Annotated in this window: 19 protein-coding genes and 2 pseudogenes; 11 read left to right on the top strand and 10 right to left on the bottom strand. The window is 69.2% G+C overall.

The window, feature by feature from the left end; genetic code table 11:
- Positions 1 to 158 precede the first annotated feature (158 nt).
- From MTAB308_RS17020 to MTAB308_RS17010, 3 genes are all read left to right on the top strand, one after another.
- Positions 159 to 1,202, top strand: coding sequence for a PirG (locus MTAB308_RS17020; protein ID WP_173842196.1), 1,044 nt, complete (start codon positions 159 to 161; stop codon positions 1,200 to 1,202).
- Between the two features lie 147 nt (positions 1,203 to 1,349).
- Complete coding sequence (locus MTAB308_RS17015) at positions 1,350 to 3,041, top strand: LGFP repeat-containing protein (RefSeq protein WP_216823674.1); 1,692 nt, start codon at positions 1,350 to 1,352, stop codon at positions 3,039 to 3,041.
- Positions 3,042 to 3,139: 98 nt separating this feature from the next.
- The gene (locus MTAB308_RS17010; RefSeq protein WP_077100630.1) at positions 3,140 to 4,681 is read left to right on the top strand and encodes a PE family protein; all 1,542 of its coding nucleotides are present in this window, start codon (positions 3,140 to 3,142) and stop codon (positions 4,679 to 4,681) included.
- 19 nt (positions 4,682 to 4,700) lie between these two features.
- Here the strand turns inward: MTAB308_RS17010 and MTAB308_RS17005 are convergent, their stop codons facing one another.
- From MTAB308_RS17005 to MTAB308_RS16990, 4 genes are read right to left on the bottom strand one after another with little or no spacing between them, the layout of a single operon-like run.
- Complete coding sequence (locus MTAB308_RS17005; protein ID WP_077100628.1) at positions 4,701 to 5,516, bottom strand: Cof-type HAD-IIB family hydrolase; 816 nt, start codon at positions 5,514 to 5,516, stop codon at positions 4,701 to 4,703.
- A gap of 22 nt (positions 5,517 to 5,538) precedes the next feature.
- The gene (locus MTAB308_RS17000) at positions 5,539 to 6,324 is read right to left on the bottom strand and encodes a lysophospholipid acyltransferase family protein (RefSeq protein ID WP_077100626.1); all 786 of its coding nucleotides are present in this window, start codon (positions 6,322 to 6,324) and stop codon (positions 5,539 to 5,541) included.
- A 16-nt stretch (positions 6,325 to 6,340) separates the two neighbouring features.
- Complete coding sequence (locus MTAB308_RS16995) at positions 6,341 to 7,108, bottom strand: lysophospholipid acyltransferase family protein (protein ID WP_077100624.1); 768 nt, start codon at positions 7,106 to 7,108, stop codon at positions 6,341 to 6,343.
- 3 nt (positions 7,109 to 7,111) lie between these two features.
- A complete protein-coding gene (locus MTAB308_RS16990) occupies positions 7,112 to 7,882 on the bottom strand; it encodes a lysophospholipid acyltransferase family protein (RefSeq protein WP_077100622.1) in 771 nt (256 codons plus the stop codon).
- 134 nt (positions 7,883 to 8,016) lie between these two features.
- On the opposite strand from MTAB308_RS16990, the gene MTAB308_RS16985 reads away from it, so the two are divergent.
- Both MTAB308_RS16985 and MTAB308_RS16980 read left to right on the top strand, forming a co-directional pair.
- Positions 8,017 to 9,591 (top strand): MBL fold metallo-hydrolase, encoded by a 1,575-nt coding sequence (locus MTAB308_RS16985; protein WP_077100620.1) that lies wholly within the window; start codon positions 8,017 to 8,019, stop codon positions 9,589 to 9,591.
- Positions 9,588 to 9,920 carry a hypothetical protein gene (locus MTAB308_RS16980; RefSeq protein WP_077100618.1) on the top strand — a complete coding sequence of 111 codons (333 nt, stop codon included), beginning with the start codon at positions 9,588 to 9,590 and terminating at the stop codon, positions 9,918 to 9,920. Before MTAB308_RS16985 ends, MTAB308_RS16980 begins: the two co-directional genes overlap by 4 nt.
- Here the strand turns inward: MTAB308_RS16980 and MTAB308_RS16975 are convergent.
- Both MTAB308_RS16975 and MTAB308_RS16970 read right to left on the bottom strand, forming a co-directional pair.
- Positions 9,917 to 11,491, bottom strand: coding sequence for a phytoene desaturase family protein (locus MTAB308_RS16975; RefSeq protein ID WP_077100616.1), 1,575 nt, complete (start codon positions 11,489 to 11,491; stop codon positions 9,917 to 9,919). The genes MTAB308_RS16980 and MTAB308_RS16975 overlap by 4 nt on opposite strands.
- 66 nt (positions 11,492 to 11,557) lie before the next feature.
- Positions 11,558 to 12,175, bottom strand: coding sequence for a TetR/AcrR family transcriptional regulator (locus MTAB308_RS16970; protein WP_077100614.1), 618 nt, complete (start codon positions 12,173 to 12,175; stop codon positions 11,558 to 11,560).
- 70 nt (positions 12,176 to 12,245) lie between these two features.
- On the opposite strand from MTAB308_RS16970, the gene MTAB308_RS16965 reads away from it, so the two are divergent.
- Positions 12,246 to 12,737, top strand: a complete 492-nt coding sequence (locus MTAB308_RS16965) for a DUF2834 domain-containing protein (RefSeq protein ID WP_077100612.1) — start codon at positions 12,246 to 12,248, stop codon at positions 12,735 to 12,737.
- 16 nt (positions 12,738 to 12,753) lie between these two features.
- On the opposite strand, the gene MTAB308_RS16960 is transcribed toward MTAB308_RS16965, so the two are convergent.
- Positions 12,754 to 13,323, bottom strand: coding sequence for a class I SAM-dependent methyltransferase (locus MTAB308_RS16960; protein WP_077100610.1), 570 nt, complete (start codon positions 13,321 to 13,323; stop codon positions 12,754 to 12,756).
- A 54-nt stretch (positions 13,324 to 13,377) separates the two neighbouring features.
- On the opposite strand from MTAB308_RS16960, the gene MTAB308_RS16955 reads away from it, so the two are divergent.
- On the top strand, positions 13,378 to 14,118 hold the full coding sequence (locus MTAB308_RS16955) for an AraC family transcriptional regulator (RefSeq protein ID WP_077100608.1): 741 nt from the start codon (positions 13,378 to 13,380) through the stop codon (positions 14,116 to 14,118).
- Here the strand turns inward: MTAB308_RS16955 and serS are convergent.
- Positions 14,115 to 15,374: a serine--tRNA ligase gene (serS, locus tag MTAB308_RS16950; protein WP_077100606.1), complete on the bottom strand. Its 1,260-nt coding sequence runs from the start codon at positions 15,372 to 15,374 to the stop codon at positions 14,115 to 14,117. The two genes, MTAB308_RS16955 and serS, sit on opposite strands and share 4 nt — an antisense overlap.
- A 113-nt stretch (positions 15,375 to 15,487) precedes the next feature.
- On the opposite strand from serS, the pseudogene MTAB308_RS16945 reads away from it, so the two are divergent.
- The 3 genes and pseudogenes from MTAB308_RS16945 to MTAB308_RS16935 all read left to right on the top strand — a co-directional run bounded on the left by MTAB308_RS16945 (position 15,488) and on the right by MTAB308_RS16935 (position 17,448).
- Positions 15,488 to 16,827: pseudogene (locus MTAB308_RS16945) on the top strand (septum formation family protein).
- Positions 16,828 to 16,831: 4 nt separating this feature from the next.
- Positions 16,832 to 17,251, top strand: a pseudogene (locus MTAB308_RS16940) (metallopeptidase family protein).
- A complete protein-coding gene (locus MTAB308_RS16935) occupies positions 17,248 to 17,448 on the top strand; it encodes a hypothetical protein (RefSeq protein ID WP_077100602.1) in 201 nt (66 codons plus the stop codon). The pseudogene MTAB308_RS16940 and the gene MTAB308_RS16935 overlap by 4 nt, the downstream one beginning before the upstream one ends.
- On the opposite strand, the gene MTAB308_RS16930 is transcribed toward MTAB308_RS16935, so the two are convergent.
- On the bottom strand, positions 17,425 to 18,114 hold the full coding sequence (locus MTAB308_RS16930; RefSeq protein ID WP_077100600.1) for a histidine phosphatase family protein: 690 nt from the start codon (positions 18,112 to 18,114) through the stop codon (positions 17,425 to 17,427). The genes MTAB308_RS16935 and MTAB308_RS16930 overlap by 24 nt on opposite strands.
- A 5-nt stretch (positions 18,115 to 18,119) precedes the next feature.
- Entirely contained in the window at positions 18,120 to 19,067 is a 948-nt protein-coding gene (gene pheA, locus MTAB308_RS16925; protein ID WP_077100599.1) for a prephenate dehydratase, read from the bottom strand.
- Positions 19,068 to 19,160: 93 nt separating this feature from the next.
- Between pheA and MTAB308_RS16920 the strand changes: the two genes are divergently transcribed.
- Positions 19,161 to 19,949 (top strand): DUF2470 domain-containing protein, encoded by a 789-nt coding sequence (locus MTAB308_RS16920; RefSeq protein ID WP_077100597.1) that lies wholly within the window; start codon positions 19,161 to 19,163, stop codon positions 19,947 to 19,949.
- The last annotated feature ends 180 nt before the right edge of the window (positions 19,950 to 20,129 follow it).

Genomic DNA, 20,129 nt, shown 5'->3' with positions numbered 1-20,129 from the left:
CAGTCGGAGTCCCAATTACCTCACGATTCAATATCAGCACTCTAGTCACAGCAATCCCACTCGTACCATCGGATCTGTGTGCTCCATACCGGATAGGACGGGCGGGGCACGCCGACACAACACAGTTCCACTAGTTGTCCAGATTTGAGGAGACTTCCGTGCCGAACCGACGCCGACGCAAGCTTTCGACAGCCATGAGCGCGGTCGCCGCCGTGGCAGTGGCGAGTCCTTGCGCATACTTCCTTGTCTACGAATCGACCGCCGACAGCAAGCCGGCCGAACACCACGAGTTCAAGAAGGCCGCGGTGATGACCGACCTGCCCGGTGAACTGATGGGTGCGCTGTCGCAGGGCCTGTCGCAGTTCGGGATCAACTTGCCGCCCGTGCCGGCGTTGAGCGGGGCCGGGGCCAGCACCCCGGGCCTGGCCAGTCCCGGCTTGGGCACCTCGGGCCTCACCAGCCCGGGCTTGACCAGCCCTGGTTTGACCAGCCCGAGCCTCGCCAGCCCGGGGCTGACCAGCCCTGGCCTGACGAGCCCGGCACTCGCGAACCCGGGATTGCCGCCCACCACGCCCGGGGTCACCACGCCCGGCGCGGTGCCCACGACACCGGCCGCCGGACTCAACCCGGCGCTGACCAGCCCGGCCGGAGTCACGCCGGGCATCGGGAGTCCCACCCTGTCGCCCAGTGAGGTGCCGATCGACTCGACGACCGGGTTGGACCCGGGCGCCGGCGGCACCTACCCGATCCTCGGTGACCCGTCCACGCTGGGCGGCGCCTCGCCGATCGCGTCCGGGGGCACCGGGGGCAGCTCGGGCGGTGGTGGCCTGGTCAACGACCTGATGCAAGCCGCCAACCAGTTGGGCGCCGGCCAGGCCATCGACCTGCTCAAGGGCCTGGTGATGCCGGCCATCATGCAAGGTGTCCAGCAGGGCGCCGCGGGTGGTGCGCCGGGTGCCGCGTTGCCGGCCGCCGCGGGTGCGCTGCCGGGCGCCGCCAAGGCCCTGCCGGGCGCCGCCGCCGGTGCGCTCCCGGCCGCCGCGGGTGCCGCGGGCGCCCTGCCGGGTGCCGCGGGTGCCCTGCCGGGCGCCGCCGCCGGTGCGCTGCCGGCCGCCGCGGGTGCGCTGCCCGCCGCCGCGGGCGCCGTGCCGGGCGCCACCGGCGCCCTGACCGGTGCCGCCGCGCCGGTCCTGCCCCACTAGAGCCCCACGAGAACCCGGGAGGAACCTGTCCCCCGACGGCACCGCAGAGCCCCTCTGCGGTGCCGTCGAACAGGTTTTCGGGGACTTTTCGGCGCCGGCGTCGTGTCGCCTCATAAATAACATCAGAAACACACGTAACATCAGCTGGTGTCGTCCCGCAGTCGCGCGCCAACGATGTTGCTCACCGCCATGGCGGCGACCGTCGTCATCGTCGCCTGGGTGGGCCACGCGACACACGACCGCGGCGCGCCGGAGCCGCCGCGGACCCAGGACACCCAGCTCGTCGAGCAGCCGCTGATCGGGCTCGGGGGCGGGGTCACGGTTCGCGAACTCACCCAGGGCAAGCCGTTTTCGTTGGTCGCGCTCACGGGCGACCTCGCGGGCACGTCCACCCGGGTGCGCGCGAAGCGCCCCGACGGTTCGTGGGGGCCGTGGTATCAGACCGAGTACGAAACCGCGGCTCCCGACGCCGCGCCGGTGGGCGACGACGCGGCGGCCCCAACGGGCCGCCCGGTCGACCCGAGCGAGGGTCCACGCAGCACCGACCCGGTGTTCGTGGGGACCACCACGACGGTCCAGATCGCGGTCACCCGCCCCATGGATGCTGCGGTGACCCTGGGGGCACCACCCGCTGGCGCGGGACCCGGCGCCGTGGCGCCCCCCGACGGCCTGGGGTACAAGCCGGTCAGCAGGGAACAACCCTTCGGGCAGAACATCTCCGCGATCCTCATCTCCCCGCCGCAAGCGCCGGCCAGGACGCACTGGACGCCGCCGACCGGGGTGATGATGCCGGGGCAGCCGCCCGCGATCATCAGCCGGGCGGAGTGGGGCGCCGACGAATCGCTACGATGCGGTAGTCCGCAGTACGACAACGGGATTCGCGCCGCGGTCGTCCACCACACCGCGGGCAGCAACGACTACTCCCCGCTCGAATCGGCCGGGATCGTCAAGGCGATCTACACCTACCACAGCAAGACGCTGGGCTGGTGCGACATCGCTTACAACGCGCTGGTCGACAAGTACGGCCAGGTGTTCGAGGGCAGCGCCGGCGGCCTCACCAAAGCCGTCGAGGCCTTTCACACCGGCGGATTCAACCGCAACACCTGGGGCGTGGCGATGATCGGGAACTTCGACGACGTGCCGCCGACGCCCATCCAGCTGCGGACCGTGGGCCGGCTGCTCGGGTGGCGGCTGGGCATGGACGGCGTCGACCCCAAGGGCACGGTGGCGCTGGAGTCGGCCGGCAGCCACTACACCACGTACGCGGCCGGCACGATCGCCAACCTGCCCACCATCTTCACCCACCGCGACGTCGGCAATACCGACTGCCCGGGCAACGCCGCCTACGCCCTGATGGACGAAATCCGCGACATCGCATCGCATTTCAACGACCCGCCCGAGGAGCTGATCAACGCGCTGAAGGGCGGCGCCATCTACGACCATTGGCTGGCGATGGGCGGGATGAACAGCGTCCTGGGCGCACCCACCTCCCCGGAAGACAACGCGGAGGGCAACGCCCGCTTCGCCGAATTCGCCAAGGGTGCGATGTACTGGTCACCCGAGATCGGCCCGCAGCCGGTGACCGGCGCCATCTACGACGCGTGGGCCTCGCTGAGCTACGAGCGCGGTCCGCTCGGGCTGCCGAACAGCGCGGAAATACAAGAGCCCCTGCAGATTACGCAGAATTTCCAGCACGGGACCCTCAACTACGAGCGGCTCACCGGGAACGTCACCTCCGTTGTCGACGGCATCACGACGCCGCTGTCGACGCAATCGCCGAGCGGCCCCGACGTGCCGCCCGAACACTTCTCGCTGCCCAGCCACCCCGCCGCCACCTAGGGCCGATCGGATCGTTTCGGGTCCGGTGTGGGCTCGGTCACAGTACGCTCGAAATGCCCGGCAAGCACGGGGTTGGACCGAGGCGAGGGGAGACGGCCGTGTCGTTCGTGATCACAGAACCGGAGCTGGTGACGGCCGCCGCCGAGCGCCTGTCGGGCATCGGTTCGAGCCTGGGAGAGGCGACCGCCGCCGCCGCGGCCCCCACCACCGGGGTCGCCGCGGCGGCATCCGACGAGGTGTCGATCGCGGTCTCGGAGGTGTTCGGCAGGTTCGGCCGCGAATTCCAGGTCCTCGGCGCCCGAGCGGTCGCGTTTCAGGACGAGTTCGTCAGCCTGCTCAACGGCGGCGCGGCGGCCTACCTCGGCACCGAGATCGCCAACGCCGAGCGGAGCCTGCTGTCGACCGGCTTGTCCACCGGGGCCGCGTCGGGCCTGGCCGCTGCCGCCCCGGGCGGCGCGTATGGGCAACTCGTCGTCAATACCTCGGCGAACCTGCAGAACCTCTTCAACACCTGGTCCGCCGACCCGTTCCCGTTTCTGCGCCAGGTCCTGGTCAATCAGATCGGCTATTGGCAGCAGATCGCCACGGCGCTCACCAACACCATCGAGAACTTCCCCGCCTTCCTGGCCGGCCTGCCGGCGGCCATCCAGGCCGGCATCCAGCAACTCCTGACCTTCCCCGCCGCGTTTTACGCGCAGCAGTTCATCACCACGCAGATCGGCTTCGCCCAGGAATTTGCCACCAACCTCTACGCCGCGGCGACCGGAATCTGGGCCGGCCTCCCGGCTTTTGGCGCGCAGCTCCAGGTGGCACTGCAGGCCGTCCTGGCCGGTGATTACTTCGGCGCGGTGCAGGACGTCGCGCAGGCCTTCGCGAATCTCCTTGTCACGGGCGTCAATCCGGGCACCCCGGTGGTCACCCTGACGGGGACGATCATCCCCTTCAATCCGACGGTTAACGCCACGGTCAATCCCACGCTGCTCGGCCCGCTCGGCAATCTGTTCGCCCTCGCCAACATCCCCGGCCAAGAGGCGCAGTACTTGACCAACCTGATGCCCCCCTCGATCCCTCGGCAGATGTCGCAGAATCTCACCAATGTGCTCAACGCGCTTACGATTCCAAGCATTTCGGCCACCGCCACCTTGCCGCTGACGAGTCCGACGAGCGGATCGCTCAGCGCCTTCTTCGGCTTGCCGCTGCAGATCACCTACGCCGCGGCCGGCGCCCCGCTCGCGGGCCTGGAGGGCCTCGCCACCTCCGCGACGGCGGTTCAGCAGGCCTTATTGGCCGGCAACCCGGTGGGCGCGCTCGGCGCGCTCGCGAACGCGCCGGCCGTCGTCGCCAACGGCTTCCTCAATGGCGAAACGATCGTGGATATGGCGATCCCGGTGCCGGTGAATTACCCACTGCCGCCCCCTCTTCCGCCCATCGCCTTCACCGCGCAGATCGTTCTACACCTGCCGTTCGACGGCCTTCTCGTTCCGCCCCATCCCCTCACAGGGACGATCGCCCTCAGCAGCCCATTCGCTACGGACCCCTATCCGGTGACCATCTTCGGCACGCCGTTCATGGGGCTCGTGCCGCTATTCGTCAATTACATACCGCAGCAGCTCGCCGCGGCGATCGCACCCGCGGGTTAGCCCCTCAAGCTCGATTGCCCTACAACCACCAGCGCTCCAGCACCCGCCCCACCCCGTCGTCGGTGTTGGGCGCGGTGACCTCGTCGGCCGCGGCCACGACGTCGGGGTGCGCGTTGCCCATGGCCACTCCGTGGCCGGCCCACAGCAGCATCGGGATGTCGTTGGGCATGTCGCCGAACGCGACCACCTCGTCGCGGGTGATCCCCTGCGGTTTGGCGATCTCCTCGACGCCGCTGGCCTTACTGATCCCCAGCGGCACGATTTCCACCAACCCGTTGTTGGTGGAATAGGTGATATCGCCCTCGATGCCAACATGTTTGGCCAACGCGGCGGCCATGTCCGCGCTGCGGGCGCCGGCCTTACGGATCAGCAGCTTGATCGCCGGGGCGCTCAGCAGGTCATCGATCGACACCTCGGTGTTGTCCGGATTGAGCCACGCGTGCTCGTAGCCGGGCGAGCTGATGAATTGCGGGGTCGCCGTGTCGTGGGCGCGTTCGCCGATCCGCTCGACGGCCAGCCCCGCGCCGGGGATGACACGCGCCGCGAGCTCGGCCAATTCGGCCAGCGTGTCGACCGCCAGCGTCCGCGACGACAGCACCCGGTCGTTCGCGGGGTCGTAAACGACGGCGCCGTTGGCGCACACCGCGATCGGCGCGAAGCCGAGCGCCTCCACGACGGGGCGTATCCAGCGCGGCGGCCGGCCGGTCGCGACGACGAACTGCGCTCCGGCGGCGACGGCGGCACGCACCGCGTCACGGGTGCGCGGGGAAATCGTCTCGTTTTCGTCGAACAGGGTGCCGTCGACGTCGCAGGCGATCAGCGCCGGCAAGGTCATTGAGAGGGTCCGCCTTCGCCTCTCAGTGGATTCCGCTTTGCGTCTGTCCCGGTCGCGTCACGCCATCGCTACCGGATCGCTGAATCCGCTCCTGCAATTCGGCCAACCGGATCGCCCGGGAATCGTCCTGGGTCGGTGCCGCGCCACCCAGGCGCCGCGGCACCCAGAACTCGCCCTCGGGGTGGGGATACTCCTCCTGCACCCGGTACAGCATCGTATTCATCGCCTGGCGCACTGCGGCGATGAGCTGCTCGGCGTTGCCCTCCGGCGGTACCGGGCGGCCGGCGGCCACGGTGATCGGAACCTTGTTGCGGAACACCTTCTTTGGATGATCCTTGGGCCAGATCCGATGCGCGCCCCAGACGATCATCGGAATGATCGGCACCCGCGCCTCCAGCGCCATGCGAGCCGCTCCCGACTTGAACTCCCGCAGCTCGAAGCTGCGGCTGATGGTGGCCTCGGGATGCAGACCGACGAGTTCTCCCTCCCGCAGCTTCTGCACGGCCACCGCGTAGGCGTCCTGCCCCATCCGACGGTCCACCGGAATGAGCTGGCAGTGCTTGATCACGAAGTTGACGGCCTTCACGTCCGCCATCTCGGCTTTGATCATGAAGCGCAGCCGTCGCTTGCGTTCGTGGGCGGCGATCGACGCGGGCATCCAGTCCAGGTAGCTGGTGTGGTTGAGGGCGATCAAGGCACCGCCCCGCGTGGGAATGTTCTCGAGGCCTTCGAACGTGAGCTTGGTTCCGTTCATCGCGACGACCGCCGGGACAACCATCTCCGCGAAGCGGAAAAATGGCTCTGCCATGTTTCTCTCCTTCCCCCTAACGCGACCGATGCGGCGTACGGTGGGCGTCCCTGCCGGCCGACCTCGCCGCCGCCTCGTCGGCCTCTATCTGCGCCGCCTCCGCCGGAGTCGGCGCGCCGCCGCCCAGCCGGTGCGGCACCCAGTAGGCGCCGGCGGGGTGCGGATACCGGTGCTGCGCCCGGTGCAACAGTGCGGTCATCGATTCTCGCAGGGCGGCCGTGGTGGACGCGACGTCCCCGGCCGCGCGCAGCGGCCCACCCACCTGCACGGCGACCGGCAGCTTCTTGCGGCCGATCTGCCGGGGATGGTCCTTGGTCCAAATGCGATGAGCCCCCCAGACGATCACCGGGACGATCGGCACGTCCGCCTCGACGGCCATCCGCGCCGCGCCGGTCTTGAATTCCTTGAGCTCGAAACTCCGGCTGATCGTGGCCTCCGGATAGACACCGACCAGCTCGCCCTCACGCAGCCGCTGCACGGCGACCGCGTAGGCGTCTGCCCCGGCGCCGCGGTCCACCGGAATGGTGCGAGTGTGCTTGATCAAGAAATTGACGACCTTCACCTGCTGCATCTCGGCTTTGATCATGAATCTAAGCCGACGGCGCCGCCGATGCACAGCTAACGCGGCAGGTAAAAAATCGACATAGCTGGTGTGGTTGATCGCGATCACCGCTCCGCCGGTATCGGGGACGTTCTCCTCACCCCGATAGGTGATGCGTGTGCCGGTGGCCAGCACCACGAGCCGGGCCAGGATCTCGAGGGCGCGAAAGGTCGGCTCCGCCATCGGCTACTGCTCCGGCGGCCCGGCGGCTCGGGTGCGGCGGGCCGCCCGCGCGGCGGCATCCTCGGCGTCCATCCGGGCCGCCTCCGCGAGCGACGGCGCGCCGCCGCCGAGCCGGCGCGGCACCCAGAACTCGCCGGCCGGATGGGGGCCATAGAGTTCCTGCGCCCGTTCCAGCAAATGTTGCATCCGCGAATGCAGGAGGCCCTTCAACTCCTCGATCGCCAGCGTCGGTTCGATCGGCTCGCCCACCAAAACGACGATCGGCACCTTGGGACGCAGCAGCTTCTTGGGGTGGCCCTTGGTCCAGATTCGCTGCGCGCCCCAGACGATGTGCGGCACGATGGGCACCCCGGCATCGACGGCCATCCGGGCGGCCCCGGACTTGAACTCCTTGATTTCGAAGCTGCGGCTGATCGTGGCTTCGGGGTAGACGCCGACCAGCTCGCCGTCCTTGAGGTTGCGGACGGCGGCCTCGTAGGACGCGGCCCCGTCCTGCCGGTCCACGGAGATGTGCCGCAGGCTGCGCATGATCGGCCCCGTGATCCTGTCGTCGAAGACCTCTTGTTTGGCCATGAACCGGACCTTGCGTCCAAGGCCCTGCTTGTAGGCGGGCAACCCCGCGAAGGTGAAGTCCAGGTAGCCGGTGTGGTTGATCGCGATCACCGCGCCACCGCTCTTGGGCAAGTTCTCGACCCCCGAGACAGTGATCTTCAGGCCCTGAAGGCGCCAGATCAAGCGGGTCAGCTGAATGATCGTCCCGTATACCGGTTCCACAGCACTTCAGCCTAGTGCGCCCGGCTATGAGCCGCCTGAAGTGCCCGAAGGGCGGCCGCGGGATCGCGCTAAGCTCGGGGGCTGACGCGGCCGTCAACCGTCGGCACGTCCCCCCAGTCCCCCGAAAGGTATCAGTGCAGGTCACCAGCGTCGGCCACGCCGGATTCCTGATCGAGACCCGCGCGGGCACCATCCTTTGTGACCCCTGGGTCAATCCCGCCTACTTCGCGTCGTGGTTTCCGTTCCCCGACAACAGCGCGCTGGACTGGGACGGGTTGGGCGACTGCGACTACCTGTACGTCTCCCACCTGCACAAGGATCACTTCGACGCCAAGAATCTCAGCGACCATGTCAACAAGGACGCCGTGGTGCTGCTGCCCGACTTCCCCGTGCCCGACCTGCGAAACGAGTTGCAAAAACTCGGGTTTCATCGCTTCTACGAGACCAGCGACTCGACCAAGCACCGGATCAGCGGCCCAAAGGGCGACCTCGACATCATGATCATCGCCCTGCGCGCCCCGGCCGACGGCCCGATCGGCGACTCGGCGCTGGTGGTTTCCGACGGCACCACAACGGTTTTCGACATGAACGACGCCCGGCCGGTGGACCTGGATGCGCTGGAAACCGAATTCGGCGGTGTGGACGTGCACCTGCTGCAGTACTCCGGCGCGATCTGGTATCCGATGGTTTACGACATGCCGGCCCGCGCCAAGGAGTCGTTCGGCATCCAGAAGAGGCAGCGGCAGATGGACCGCGCCCGCCAGTACATCGCCCAGGTGGGTGCGAGGTGGGTGGTGCCGTCGGCGGGGCCGCCGTGCTTTTTGGACCCCGAGTTGCGCCACCTCAACGACGACCACGGCGACCCGGCCAACATCTTCCCCGACCAAATCGTCTTCCTGGAGCAGATGCGCGCGCACGGGCACGACGGTGGCCTGCTGATGATTCCCGGGTCGAGGGCGGACTTCACCGGCGCGACGCTGAATTCACTGCGTCATCCGCCGCCGGCCGACGTGGGGGCACCACCCGCTTGCGGGGGAGTCGAGGCCATCTTCACCACCGGCAAGTCGGCCTACATCGCCGACTACGCCGACCGGATGGCGCCCGTGTTGGCCGCGGAGCGCGCGGGTTGGGCCCCCGCCACCGGCGAGCCGTTGCTGGACCAACTGCGCGCGCTGTTCGAGCCGATCATGCTGCAAAGCGACGAGATCTGCGACGGCATCGGCTACCCCGTCGAGCTCGTCATCGGTCCCGAGACGGTAATTCTGGACTTCCCCAAAAGGACCGTGCGCGAACGCATTCCGGACGAAAAGGTCCGGTACGGTTTCGGCATCGCGCCGGAGCTGGTGCGCACCGTGCTGCGCGACCACGAACCGGACTGGGTCAACACCATCTTCCTGTCCACCCGTTTCACGGCATGGCGGGTGGGCGGCTACAACGAATACCTGTACACGTTCTTCAAGTGCCTGACCGACGAGCGGATCGCCTACGCCGACGGATGGTTCGCCGAGACCCACGACGACTCCGCATCGATCACCGTGGACGGCTGGGAAATTCAGCGTCGCTGTCCCCACCTCAAGGCCGACCTGTCGAAATTCGGTGTGGTAGAGGGCAACACCTTGACCTGTAACCTGCACGGCTGGCAGTGGCGCTTGGACGACGGCCACTGCCTGACCGCCCGGGGCCACCAACTGCGGAGCGCCAAGAAATGAACGCCAATTACGACGACGGGCTGGTCCAGCTGGATCGCGCGGCGATCACGTTGCGCCGCTACCACTTTCCTTCTGGCACGTCCAAGGTCATCGCGCTGGACAGCATCCGCGGGTACAAGGTCGAGTCGTTGGGCATGTTCATGCAGCGGTTCCGCATCTGGGGCAGCTCCGACTTCCGTCGCTGGCTGCCCCTGGACATCCAGCGGCCCTTCAAGTCGACGCTGATCACCCTCGACGTACCGGGGACCTGGCCCAGCCCCGCGCTGACGCCGGAGCGTCCGGAGGAGTTCACCGCGTTGCTGGACGAACTGCTGGGCGAGCGCGGCTAGCGGCCCAGCTCCTCCAGCGCCGCGCGGGCGGCGTTGTAGCCGGGAATGAAGGTGATCCCCGGGCCGCCATGGCACCCGGCGCCGCCGAGGTACAGCCCCTTGATCGGGATCGGCTGGCCGAGAAAGCCTTTCGGGCCGGGGCGATTCGGCCCGATCTGGTCAGAGCTCAACAGACCGTGGCAGTAGTCGCCGCCGGGCGCGCCGAACATCACCCCCATGTGCCTGGGCGTGAAGGTCGTGTGCCGGATGATGCTGCCCTCGAAGTTCGGCGCCAACCGGGTGATCTTGTCGATCACCCGCTGGCCCATCTCGACCTTCGTTTGGCCGTAGTCCGCGCCGCCCTCGATCGGGAACCACAGCGCGAACGCCGACGCGGCGTGCTTGCCCTCGGGCGCCAGGTCCGGGTCGTTCTGCGACGGGATCTGCAGCACCAGCGTCGGGTCGGCCGGCACGATCCCGCGCCGGGCGTCCTCCCACTGCTGCTGCACTTCCTCCGGCGTGCAGAACAAGCCGATGGACGCCTGCATGGCCGGCTCGTTGAGCGCCTCGTAGGGCGCGGCGAATTTCGGGGCCTCTGCCAACGCGAAGTGCATCTGCAGGTAGCTGCCGCGGTGGTCGATCCCCGCGTACCGCTGGCGGATGTCGGCGGGCAGTGCGGCGGGATCGATCAGCTCGTTGAGCGTGACGTCGGGCGCCAGGTTGGAGACGACGATCGGCGCGGCCAGCGTCTCCCCCGCCTCCGTGCGCACTCCGGTGACCCGGCCTCCGGACTGGGCATTGTCGACCAGGATGTCGGTGACCTTGGTGCGCAGCCGCACTTCTCCGCCCAGGCTTTCCAACAGCCGCGCCAGGTGGGCGGTCAGCGCGCCGATTCCGCCGCGCAGCTTCTTCATCTGCATGGTGTCCCCGTCGGGCACGCCCAGCCCGAACGCCAGCGCCGCGGCGCTGCCCGGCGTGGCGGGCCCGCGGTACAGCGTGTTGACGGCCAGCACGGTCATCGAGCCGCGCAGCGCCCCGTGCTTCTCGCGGTCCGGCAGGTAGCGGTCCAGCACGTCGGTGACCGAACCGAACAGCATGTCGTCGATGGCCGAACGTTCGAATTCGTTGGTGGCGCAGGCATACATCTCGTCGAAGGTTTTGGGAGGGGTCCCCGCCTCGAACCGGCCCAGTGCCCTCGTCGGCGCCTGGCTCCAGGCCATCAGCCCCGCCATCCCGTTGACGGCGTCCGCCCCGTGCACCTCATTGAGGTGGGTGAACAGCTTGATGGGGTCGCTGTACTGGATCAGCGGATCGTCGCCGACGCCGCGCACCGCGACCGACATCACCTCCAGATCGATGGTCTCGAGGGTGTCCAGGCCCAATTCCTCGACCACCACCGACGCGGTCGGGAACTGCACCGAGCCGGCGATCTCGAATTGGTAGCCGTCGAAAAGCTCGACCGTGGAAGCCATCCCGCCGGCATAGAGCTTGGCGTCCAGGCACAACGTCCGCAGCCCGGCCTTTTGTAGCAGCACCGCCGCGGCCAACCCGTTGTGTCCCGCGCCGATGACGATCGCGTCGTATTCAGTCATGTCCTGCCCTCCAGGAATGGAGGCTGGCACGCCCGCCATGTTTTGTCAATTATGACGAAACTGGACTCAGCCGCCGACCGCCCAGGCGTCGGTGATGCCGGCCCGCAGCGACTCGAGCGCGGTGTGGCACATCCGGGCCAGCTCGCCCAGCGAGCGATCCTCACCGAGCATCCAGAGTTCCATCGCGCCGAAAACCGCCGCCGCGATGCAGCGCGCGGTGACCGCCGCGCGCAACCGCGCGTCGGGCGTGGGCAGCGCCGCACAGCGACGCCGTTGCAGCTGCTCCTGGATGGCGTCGGCGAAGTCGGCCTGGACTTCCTGGATATGGCGCACGATGCGGCCGGGGTCGAGCTCGCCGCCCCGCAATGCCGCGATCTTCGTCACGGCCTCAACGTCATAGGGGAACGAGAAGACGGCCGACTGCACCGAATCGATGATCGGCTCGTCGGCGGGCCGGGCGTCCAGCGCGGCACGAAACCAGTTCAGCCCGGTGTAGTCGGCGAACAACAGGTCGTGCTTGGAGCGGAAGTGGCGGTAGAAGGGCCGCAGCGAGACCCCCGCGTCCGAGGCGATCTCCTCGGCCGACGTGTCCTCGACGCCCTGGGCCAAGAAGCGCACCAGCGCGGCCTGGATCAGCGCCTCGCGGGTGCGCTCGCTGCGCGCCGTCTGCGCGGGTCGGACCATCCCAGTAACGTACCCCCTTCGCCTTCTGTCATTATTGACAAAACTTCCGCCCGCGAGCGACACTTCGGCCATGGTCTCGCTTCTCGTGCATGCGGTTCTCGGGCTTAGTGTCATCGGCTGGATCGTCGCGTCCAATTCCAAGGTTTTCGCCCGGCCGGCCGACGGCCCCTTGTTCTCACCCCTGGAAGCCGTGTACTACGTCGTAGGCATCGCGTCGGTCGCGCTGGGCTGGTATTTCAACATCCACTTCGTGCAGGAGTACGCAAAGGGGTCGACCAACCCGATCTGGGGCCACGGCAGTTGGGCCGAATACATCCAGCTGATGTTCACCAACCCGGCCGCGAGCTCGGCCAGTCAGGACTACACGATCGCGAACGTGATCCTGCTGCCGCTGTTCACCATCGTCGACGGCTACCGTCGCGGGCTGCGCCGCCCGTGGCTGTACTTCGTGTCCAGCCTGTTCACCAGCTTCGCGTTCGCGTTCGCCTTCTACTTCGCCACCATGGAGCGGCAGCGCCGGCACGAGAAATCGTCGCCCGCGCCCGCGACCGTGGACGCCTGAGCGAAAAGCCCGGCCCTCAGGCCGGTTTGGTGGCGCGCCAGCGCTGCCGGCCACCCGACACGTCGATCCGGACGTCGGCGAATCCGGCGGCCGTCAGCCGCCTGCGCAGATCCGCCGGTGGCACCGGGTTGTACGTGTCGGCGATGTGGAGCAGCCGGAAGGTCAGCGACGGCACGCCGTCGCTGCCGGCGAAGACGCCGCCGGGCCGCAACACCCGGAATGCTTCCGCGAACAGCCGGTCCTGCAAGTCCGCGGTGGGGACGTGGTGCAGCATCGTGAAGCACACCACCGAGCTGAAGTGACCCTCGGGCAGCCCGGTCTCGGTGCCATCCCCGTGAATGACGCGCGCCCGATCGCCGTAGCGCCGATCCAGTCGATCGGCCAGCGAGGCATCGACCTCGACGGCGGTGAGCGATTCGGCCCGATCCAGCAGGGCACGCGTCGTCGCACCGTACCCCGGGCCGATTTCCAGTGTCCGAGAGCCTAATTCGACATCGCGCAGCACCCAGGGCAGCAGCCGGTCGGTGACCGTGTCCTGCCAGCCCGTCGAGCTGCACCGCCACCGGTGCACAAGGTTCATCGCCATATCGCCAACGCTAGGCGTTCCTCCGCATGCGGACTTCCGATATTCTGCCGTGATATGTCGGAAATCGGCCAGCACGGGCTGGTGACGTCATCCCAGTCGCTGCCGCCGGGCGCGCGGATCCCGCGGCACCGGCATCACCTGCACCAGATCGTCTACCCCTCCTCCGGTGCTGTCTCGGTGACCACCCCCGCCGGCACGTGGATCACCCCGACGAACCGCGCCATCTGGATACCGGCGGGCATCTGGCACGAACACAGGTTCCACGGCCACACCCATTTTCACGGCGTCGCGCTCGACCCGCACCGCTACCGTCGAGGTCCCACGACACCGGCGGTGCTCGCCATCAATCCCCTGCTGAGAGAACTGATCATCGCTTGCTCGCAATCCGATGCGCTCGACAGCGAGCAACACCAGCGCATGCTGGCGGTGGTTCACGACCAGCTGCAGACCACGAGTATTCATGAGCCGCTTTGGATTCCGACGCCCACCGACATCCGTCTGCGGCGAGCGTGCGCGCTCATCACCGACGACCTGACGAACCCGTTGACGTTGCGGCAACTCGGCGGCCGGGTCGGCGTCAGCCAGCGCACCCTGAGCCGCTTGTTCGCCGACGAGCTGGGCATGACCTACCCGCGGTGGCGCACCCAGGTCCGCCTGCAGCACGCGTTGATGCTGCTCGCAGAGGATCGCGGCGTCACCGCGGTGGCGCAGGCGTGTGGCTGGGCCACGCCCAGCGCCTTCATCGACACCTACCGGCGCGCCTTCGGCCACACCCCGGGCGCACGGCGCCTCTAGCCGGCCGGCTCCAACAGCTCGGTACCCACGAACGGCGCCAGCGCGGCGGGCACGCGCACGCTGCCGTCGGGCCGCTGATGGTTCTCCAGGATCGCCACCAGCCACCGGGTGGTGGCCAGCGTGCCGTTGAGCGTGGCGGCCACCTGCGGCTTGCCATTCGCATCCCGGTAGCGCGTGGCCAGCCGGCGCGCCTGAAACGTGGTGCAATTCGACGTCGACGTCAGCTCGCGGTAAGCGCCCTGCGTGGGAACCCATGCCTCGCAGTCGAATTTGCGCGCGGCCGACGAGCCGAGGTCGCCCGCGGCGACGTCGATCACCCGGTACGGCACCTCGATGCGGGCCAGCATCTCGCGCTGCCAGCCCAGCAGCCGTTGGTGTTCGGCCTCGGCGTCGGCCGGCTGGCAGTAGACGAAACCCTCCACCTTGTCGAACTGGTGCACCCGGATGATGCCGCGCGTGTCCTTGCCGTAGCTGCCGGCCTCCCGCCGGAAGCACGACGACCAGCCCGCGTAGCGCAGCGGGCCGCCGGACAGGTCGAGGATCTCGTCGGCGTGGTAGCCGGCCAGCGGCACCTCGGACGTGCCCACCAGGTAGAGGTCGTCGGCCTCGACCCGGTACACCTCGTCGGCGTGGGCGCCCAGAAACCCGGTGCCGGCCATCACCTCCGGGCGCACCAACACGGGCGGAATCATCGGGATGAAGCCATTCTCGACGGCCAGCCGCAGGGCCAGCTGCAGCAGGCCCAGCTGCAACAGCGCGCCCCGCCCGGTCAGGAAGTAGAACCGCGATCCGGACACCTTGGCGCCGCGCTGCATGTCGATCAGCCCCAACGACTCGCCCAGTTCCAAGTGGTCCCTGGGGTTTTCGATCGCCGCGGGCTCGCCGACCGTGTCGAGGACCCGGTAGTCGTCCTCCCCGCCGGCGGGCACCCCGTCGATGATGACGTTCGAGATCGCCATGTGCGCCGCGGTGAACGCCGCCTCGGCCTCGGCCTGGGCGGCTTCGGCCGCCTTCACCTGCTCGGCCAGCTCCTTGGCGCGCGCCAGCCTGGCCGGGCGTTCGTCGGGCGACGCCGCGCCGACGCTCTTGCTGGCGGCCTTCTGTTCGGCGCGCAGATCGTCGGCGGCCGAAATCGCCGAGCGGCGGTGGGCGTCGGCGGTCACCAGCGCGTCCACCAGTGTCGGGTCCTCGCCCCGGCTGACTTGGGAGCGGCGCACGGCGTCGGGGTCTTCCCGGAGCAGCTTCAGGTCGATCACGCGCCTGAGACTACTTTTGCCGCGCCGCCGCGCCGGCAGAGCACCCCACCAGGCCCATCCCGGGAGTTTCACATCCGTAACTTTTGTCACGCCACTTAGCCGGCCCTGTCAGAATGGAGCCGATGTCGCAAGCGCCCGAGAAGGAAGCCCCGGAAGCCGGGACCGCCGCCGGCTCCCCCGGCGACCCCGCCAAACGGCCACCGCCCGGCTTCGCCTGGCCGCGCGGGTTGCAGGCGACGGCGACCCGGCGAGCGCTGTTGCTCACCGCGTTGGGCGGACTGTTGATCGCGGGACTGGTCACCGCGATCCCGGCCGGCAGCGGCCCGGGACGGCTGGCCGGCTACATCAACAGCGAGCCGGTGCCCAGCACCGGCACCAAGAGCGACGCCGCCTTCAACCGCGCCAAGGGCGGCGATTGCCTGACGTGGCCGGATGCCACCCCGGAGTCGGCCAGCATCGTCAACTGCGCCGACGACCACAAGTTCGAAGTCGCCGAGTCCGTCGACATGCGGACTTTCCCGGGCGCCGAGTACGGGCCGGGCGCCTCCCCCCCGTCGCCGGCGCGGATCCAGCAGATGACGCAGGAGCAGTGCGAGCCCGCCGTCCACAACTACCTGGGACCCAAATTCGACCCGGCCAGCAAGTTCATGGTCAGCCTGCTGTGGGCCGGTGACCGGGCCTGGCGCCAGTCCGGCGACCGCCGCATGCTGTGCGGCCTGCAGCTGCCGGGCGCCAACAACCAGCAGGAGGTCTTCAAGGGCAAGGTCGCCGACGTCGACCAGTCCAAGGTCTGGCCCGCCGGCACCTGCCTGGGCATCGACTCGGCGACCAACCAGCCGACCGACGTCCCAGTCGACTGCGCTGCTCCGCACGCGATGGAGGTCACCGGCACGGTGAACCTGGCCGAGAAGTTTCCGGGCGCCTTGCCCGCCGAGCCCGACCAGGACGGGTTCATCAAGGATTCGTGCACGAAGATGACGGACGCCTACCTCGCGCCGACCAAGCTGCGGACCACCACCCTGACTTTGATCTACCCGACCGTGTCGCTGCCCAGTTGGTCGGCGGGCAGCCGCCAGGTCGCGTGCAGCATCGGCGCGACGCTGGGCAACGGGGGCTGGGCCACGCTGGTCAACAGCGCCAAGGGCCAGCTGCTCATCAACGGCCAGGCGCCGGTCCCGCCGCCGGACATCCCCGAGGAGCGGCTGACGATGCCGCCAATTCCGGTTCAGGCGCCGAGCCAGCCGACCCAGGCCAGCACCGCGCCGGACGCCATCCCGCCGAACAACCAGCACCTGCCCGGGCAACAGCCTGTGGTGACGCAGCCGCAGGCGCCGGCCACTCAAGCGCCGGCCACTCAGGCGCCGCCCGCGCAGGTCGAACCGCTGCGGATCCATCCGCACGGGCACCACCGGCACCGGAGGCACCCCCACCGCCGCCCGCCCCGGGAGGCTAGCCGGGTGCCCGTGCGGATGGATCCGCAGCGGTTCGACGAGCTGGTCTCCGATGCGCTCGACCTGATCCCTGCCGAGCTCGCGGCCGCGATGGACAACGTCGTGATCCTCGTCGAGGACCGCCATCCCGAGGACGCCGAGCTGCTCGGGCTCTACGAAGGGGTGGCGCTCACCGAACGCGACTCCGACTACGCCGGGTCGCTGCCGGACGCCATCACCATCTACCGCGAGGCGCTGCTCGACGCCTGCGACTCGGACGACGACGTTGTCGAGGAGGTGGCGATCACGGTCATCCACGAAATCGCCCACCACTTCGGGATCGATGACGACCGGCTGGAGGAGCTGGGCTGGGCCTGAGACGCGCCGCCGATTTCCGGGCGCGGCAACCCGACATTGTCCGGCCCGGGTGCTATGAACGGCTTATGAGCGCTGAGTGCCGCGAGTGCCGGGCGGGCTTAGATCACTGCCACGGCACCATCATTCGCCATTCGTTGCACCGGTGGGAATGCACCGAGCCGGACTGCGACAGCCCCGAGCTGGTGGTGCACACGTTCGTCATCGATTGCGACGCCGTCGGCTGCGCATGCGCGGACGAGTCGCTAGCCCATCGGATCGGTGCCTGAGCGCACCGCGTCCGCCACCGGGGTCGCCTCGTCGGCCTGGGGACAGAACGGCGGCGTCAGCTGTCCCCAGCGAAGGCAGCTCCACCGCCCGTCGGTGATCGGGGCCAGCACCACCGATTCGGCGTTGTCGAGATGGTTGTCGAGCGCGAAGTCGCCGTCCACCCCGGCCAGCACCGCCGACGCCAGCCGGATCGCCGCGCCATGGCTGACCACGACGATGTCGCCGTTGAACTCGTCGTCGTCCAGGTAGCGCATCCGTAGCCCGGTCAGCACCGGCACGTAGCGGTCCAGGACGTCGTTGCCGGACTCCCCGCCGGGCAGCGGCAGGTCCAACTCACCCCGATGCCAGCGTTCGTAGACCGCGTTGAATTCGGCGACCGCGTCGTCGTCACTGCGGTTCTCCAAGCGCCCCACCTGCACCTCGTGGATGTCGGCCACTTCCATGCCACGCAGTTCGACCTCCCCGCCGATCACCTCGGCCGTCTGCGACGCCCGCGTCGCGACCGAGTGCGCCAGCAGCGCCGGCCGCCCCGAACCCCGGGCAAAGGCCCGGGCCTGGTCACGGCCCAACGGCGTCAGCTCCGCGCCGGGCGGCCGGGTGTCCAGCCGGCGCTCGACGTTGCTGTAGGACTGTCCGTGCCGCAACAGCACCAAACGACCGCCCATCGTTCCTACCCCCCGGCCCCGAACGTCTGCCCGGGTTTGGGGTCCCGCAGTCGCGCCAACCAGCGCGAGGCCTCGTCCGCCGGCGGTGGCGGCACCCCGACGGCCGACCCCGTCGGCCACGAACCCAGATACCTCACATCGGCACAACGACGGTGCAACGCTTTGAGTGCCTCGGCGACGGCGCCGTCGTCGATGTGGCCGACGCAATCGGCGAAGAACAGGTAGGTCCCGAGTTCGGTTCGGGTCGGCCGGGATTCGATCCGGGTCAGGTCGATGCCGCGGATGCCGAATTCGGCCAGTGCGGACAACAGCGCGCCCGGCACGTTGTCGATGCGCAACACCACCGACGTTCGATCGGCCCCGGTGCGGCCCGGCGGCGGGCCGGGCAGGCCGATCAGGACAAAGCGGGTGCGGGCGTTGGGCTCGTCGACGACGCCGTCGGCGATGACGCCCAGTCCCCAATGGGCGGCGGCCAGCGGCGAGGTCACCGCGGCGTCGGCCTGGCCCTCGGCCACCTGGCGCGCCGCGTCGGCGTTGGAGTACGCCGGCCGCAACTCGACACCGGGCAGCTGGGCGTCCAGCCACTGGCGCACCTGCGCGACCGCGACCGGGAAGGCGGCCAACGTGCGCACGTCGGCGGCGCCCAGGCCGTGTTTGGCGACGATGCTGAACGCCACATCCAGCGTGGTCTCGGCGAACACCTGCAGGGGCGAACCGATGGCCAGGCTGTCCAGGGTGGGGACCACCGAACCGTCGATCGAGTTCTCGATCGGCACGCACGCGTAGTCGGCATCGCCGTCGCGCACCGCGTCGAGCGCCGAGGGCGTGCTTTCCAGCGGCATCTGCCGGATGGGGCCCGGCTCCTCCTGCGGAACCAGGCCGGCGGCGGTGATCTGCCGCAGCGCCGCCTCGGTGAACGTCCCTTCCGGACCGAGGTAAGCGATGCGGACCACGCCCCAACCCTAACGGCGGTCCACGTCAAACGGTCCTTGCGGCGCGATGGGTCGTAAGTTAACTTAGGCTTACCTAATCGATTGAGGAGCACGATGGCATCGACGGTCGGCCCGGCACCGACGACTCCGGAACGTATTCGCAGCGCCTGCGCGCGGGCCGGTGCCGCGCTGGTGGCAGTCGAGGGTGGGGGCCCGGTCGCCGCACCGGTGCGTCACCTGCTGGCCGACGGCTCCTTCGCCATCGCGCTGCCGGTCGACTGCGCCGGCCGTGCGGACGGCAGCGCGTCCGGATCGCAGGCGCTGCTGGAGCTGACGGACTACGCCCCGCTGCCGCTGCGGGAGCCGGTTCGTTCGCTGGTGTGGGTGCGCGGGCGCCTGCAGCGGGTCCCAGCCGACGACGTGACCGACACGCTCGACCTGATCGCCGCCGAGCACCCGAACCCGGCTTTGCTCCAGGTCGAGACGCCGCGATCGGCGCCGTCCCACGGGGACCCGCGGTACGCGCTGTTCCGGCTGGAGATCGCGTCCGTGGTCGTCACCGATGCCACCGGCGCCGAACCCGTCGGCGTCGCGGACCTGCTCGCCGCCCGGCCAGATCCCTTCTGCGAAGTCGAGGCCGGCCTCCTGTGGCACCTGGACACCGCCCACAACGACGTGGTCGCGCGCCTGGTGTCGAGGCTGCCGCCGCCACTGCGCCGCGGGCAGGTTCGCCCGCTCGGGCTCGACCGATACGGCATGCGGTTCCGCGTCGAGGGCAAGGACGGCGACCACGACGTCCGGCTCCCGTTTCACAAACCGGTGGACGACATGACCGGGTTGAGCCAGGCCATCCGGCTGCTGATGGGCTGCCCGTTCCTCAACGGGCTGCGGGCCCGGAGGTAACCGCTGGTAACCCCGGTCCCCACCCGGCACGTAGGTTATCCGGGTGAACGGCGACCGATCACCGGGACGGCGCGGCCCCCGGCCGCCGCGCGGGCCGGAGCCGCCGCAGCTGATCCCCCGCTCGGCCGGCCCCGCGCCACCGCCCGTCGACCCGCCGACGACACCGCTGCGCCGGCCCAC

Origin of the sequence: Mycobacterium terramassiliense, assembly GCF_900157385.1 — a bacterium.
Classification (GTDB): domain Bacteria; phylum Actinomycetota; class Actinomycetes; order Mycobacteriales; family Mycobacteriaceae; genus Mycobacterium; species Mycobacterium terramassiliense.
This window is presented reverse-complemented; position numbering and strand designations above follow the sequence as displayed.

Coding starts and splice junctions, on each gene's coding strand:
- MTAB308_RS17005 (WP_077100628.1), bottom strand. CDS start 5,516: ATGACCTTGCCGGCGCTGATCGCCTGCGACGTCGACGGCACCCTGTTC.
- MTAB308_RS17000 (WP_077100626.1), bottom strand. CDS start 6,324: ATGGCAGAGCCATTTTTCCGCTTCGCGGAGATGGTTGTCCCGGCGGTC.
- MTAB308_RS16995 (WP_077100624.1), bottom strand. CDS start 7,108: ATGGCGGAGCCGACCTTTCGCGCCCTCGAGATCCTGGCCCGGCTCGTG.
- MTAB308_RS16980 (WP_077100618.1), top strand. CDS start 9,588: ATGAACGCCAATTACGACGACGGGCTGGTCCAGCTGGATCGCGCGGCG.
- MTAB308_RS16975 (WP_077100616.1), bottom strand. CDS start 11,491: ATGACTGAATACGACGCGATCGTCATCGGCGCGGGACACAACGGGTTG.
- MTAB308_RS16970 (WP_077100614.1), bottom strand. CDS start 12,175: ATGGTCCGACCCGCGCAGACGGCGCGCAGCGAGCGCACCCGCGAGGCG.
- MTAB308_RS16965 (WP_077100612.1), top strand. CDS start 12,246: ATGGTCTCGCTTCTCGTGCATGCGGTTCTCGGGCTTAGTGTCATCGGC.
- MTAB308_RS16960 (WP_077100610.1), bottom strand. CDS start 13,323: ATGGCGATGAACCTTGTGCACCGGTGGCGGTGCAGCTCGACGGGCTGG.
- MTAB308_RS16955 (WP_077100608.1), top strand. CDS start 13,378: ATGTCGGAAATCGGCCAGCACGGGCTGGTGACGTCATCCCAGTCGCTG.
- MTAB308_RS16935 (WP_077100602.1), top strand. CDS start 17,248: ATGAGCGCTGAGTGCCGCGAGTGCCGGGCGGGCTTAGATCACTGCCAC.
- MTAB308_RS16930 (WP_077100600.1), bottom strand. CDS start 18,114: ATGGGCGGTCGTTTGGTGCTGTTGCGGCACGGACAGTCCTACAGCAAC.
- MTAB308_RS16920 (WP_077100597.1), top strand. CDS start 19,161: ATGGCATCGACGGTCGGCCCGGCACCGACGACTCCGGAACGTATTCGC.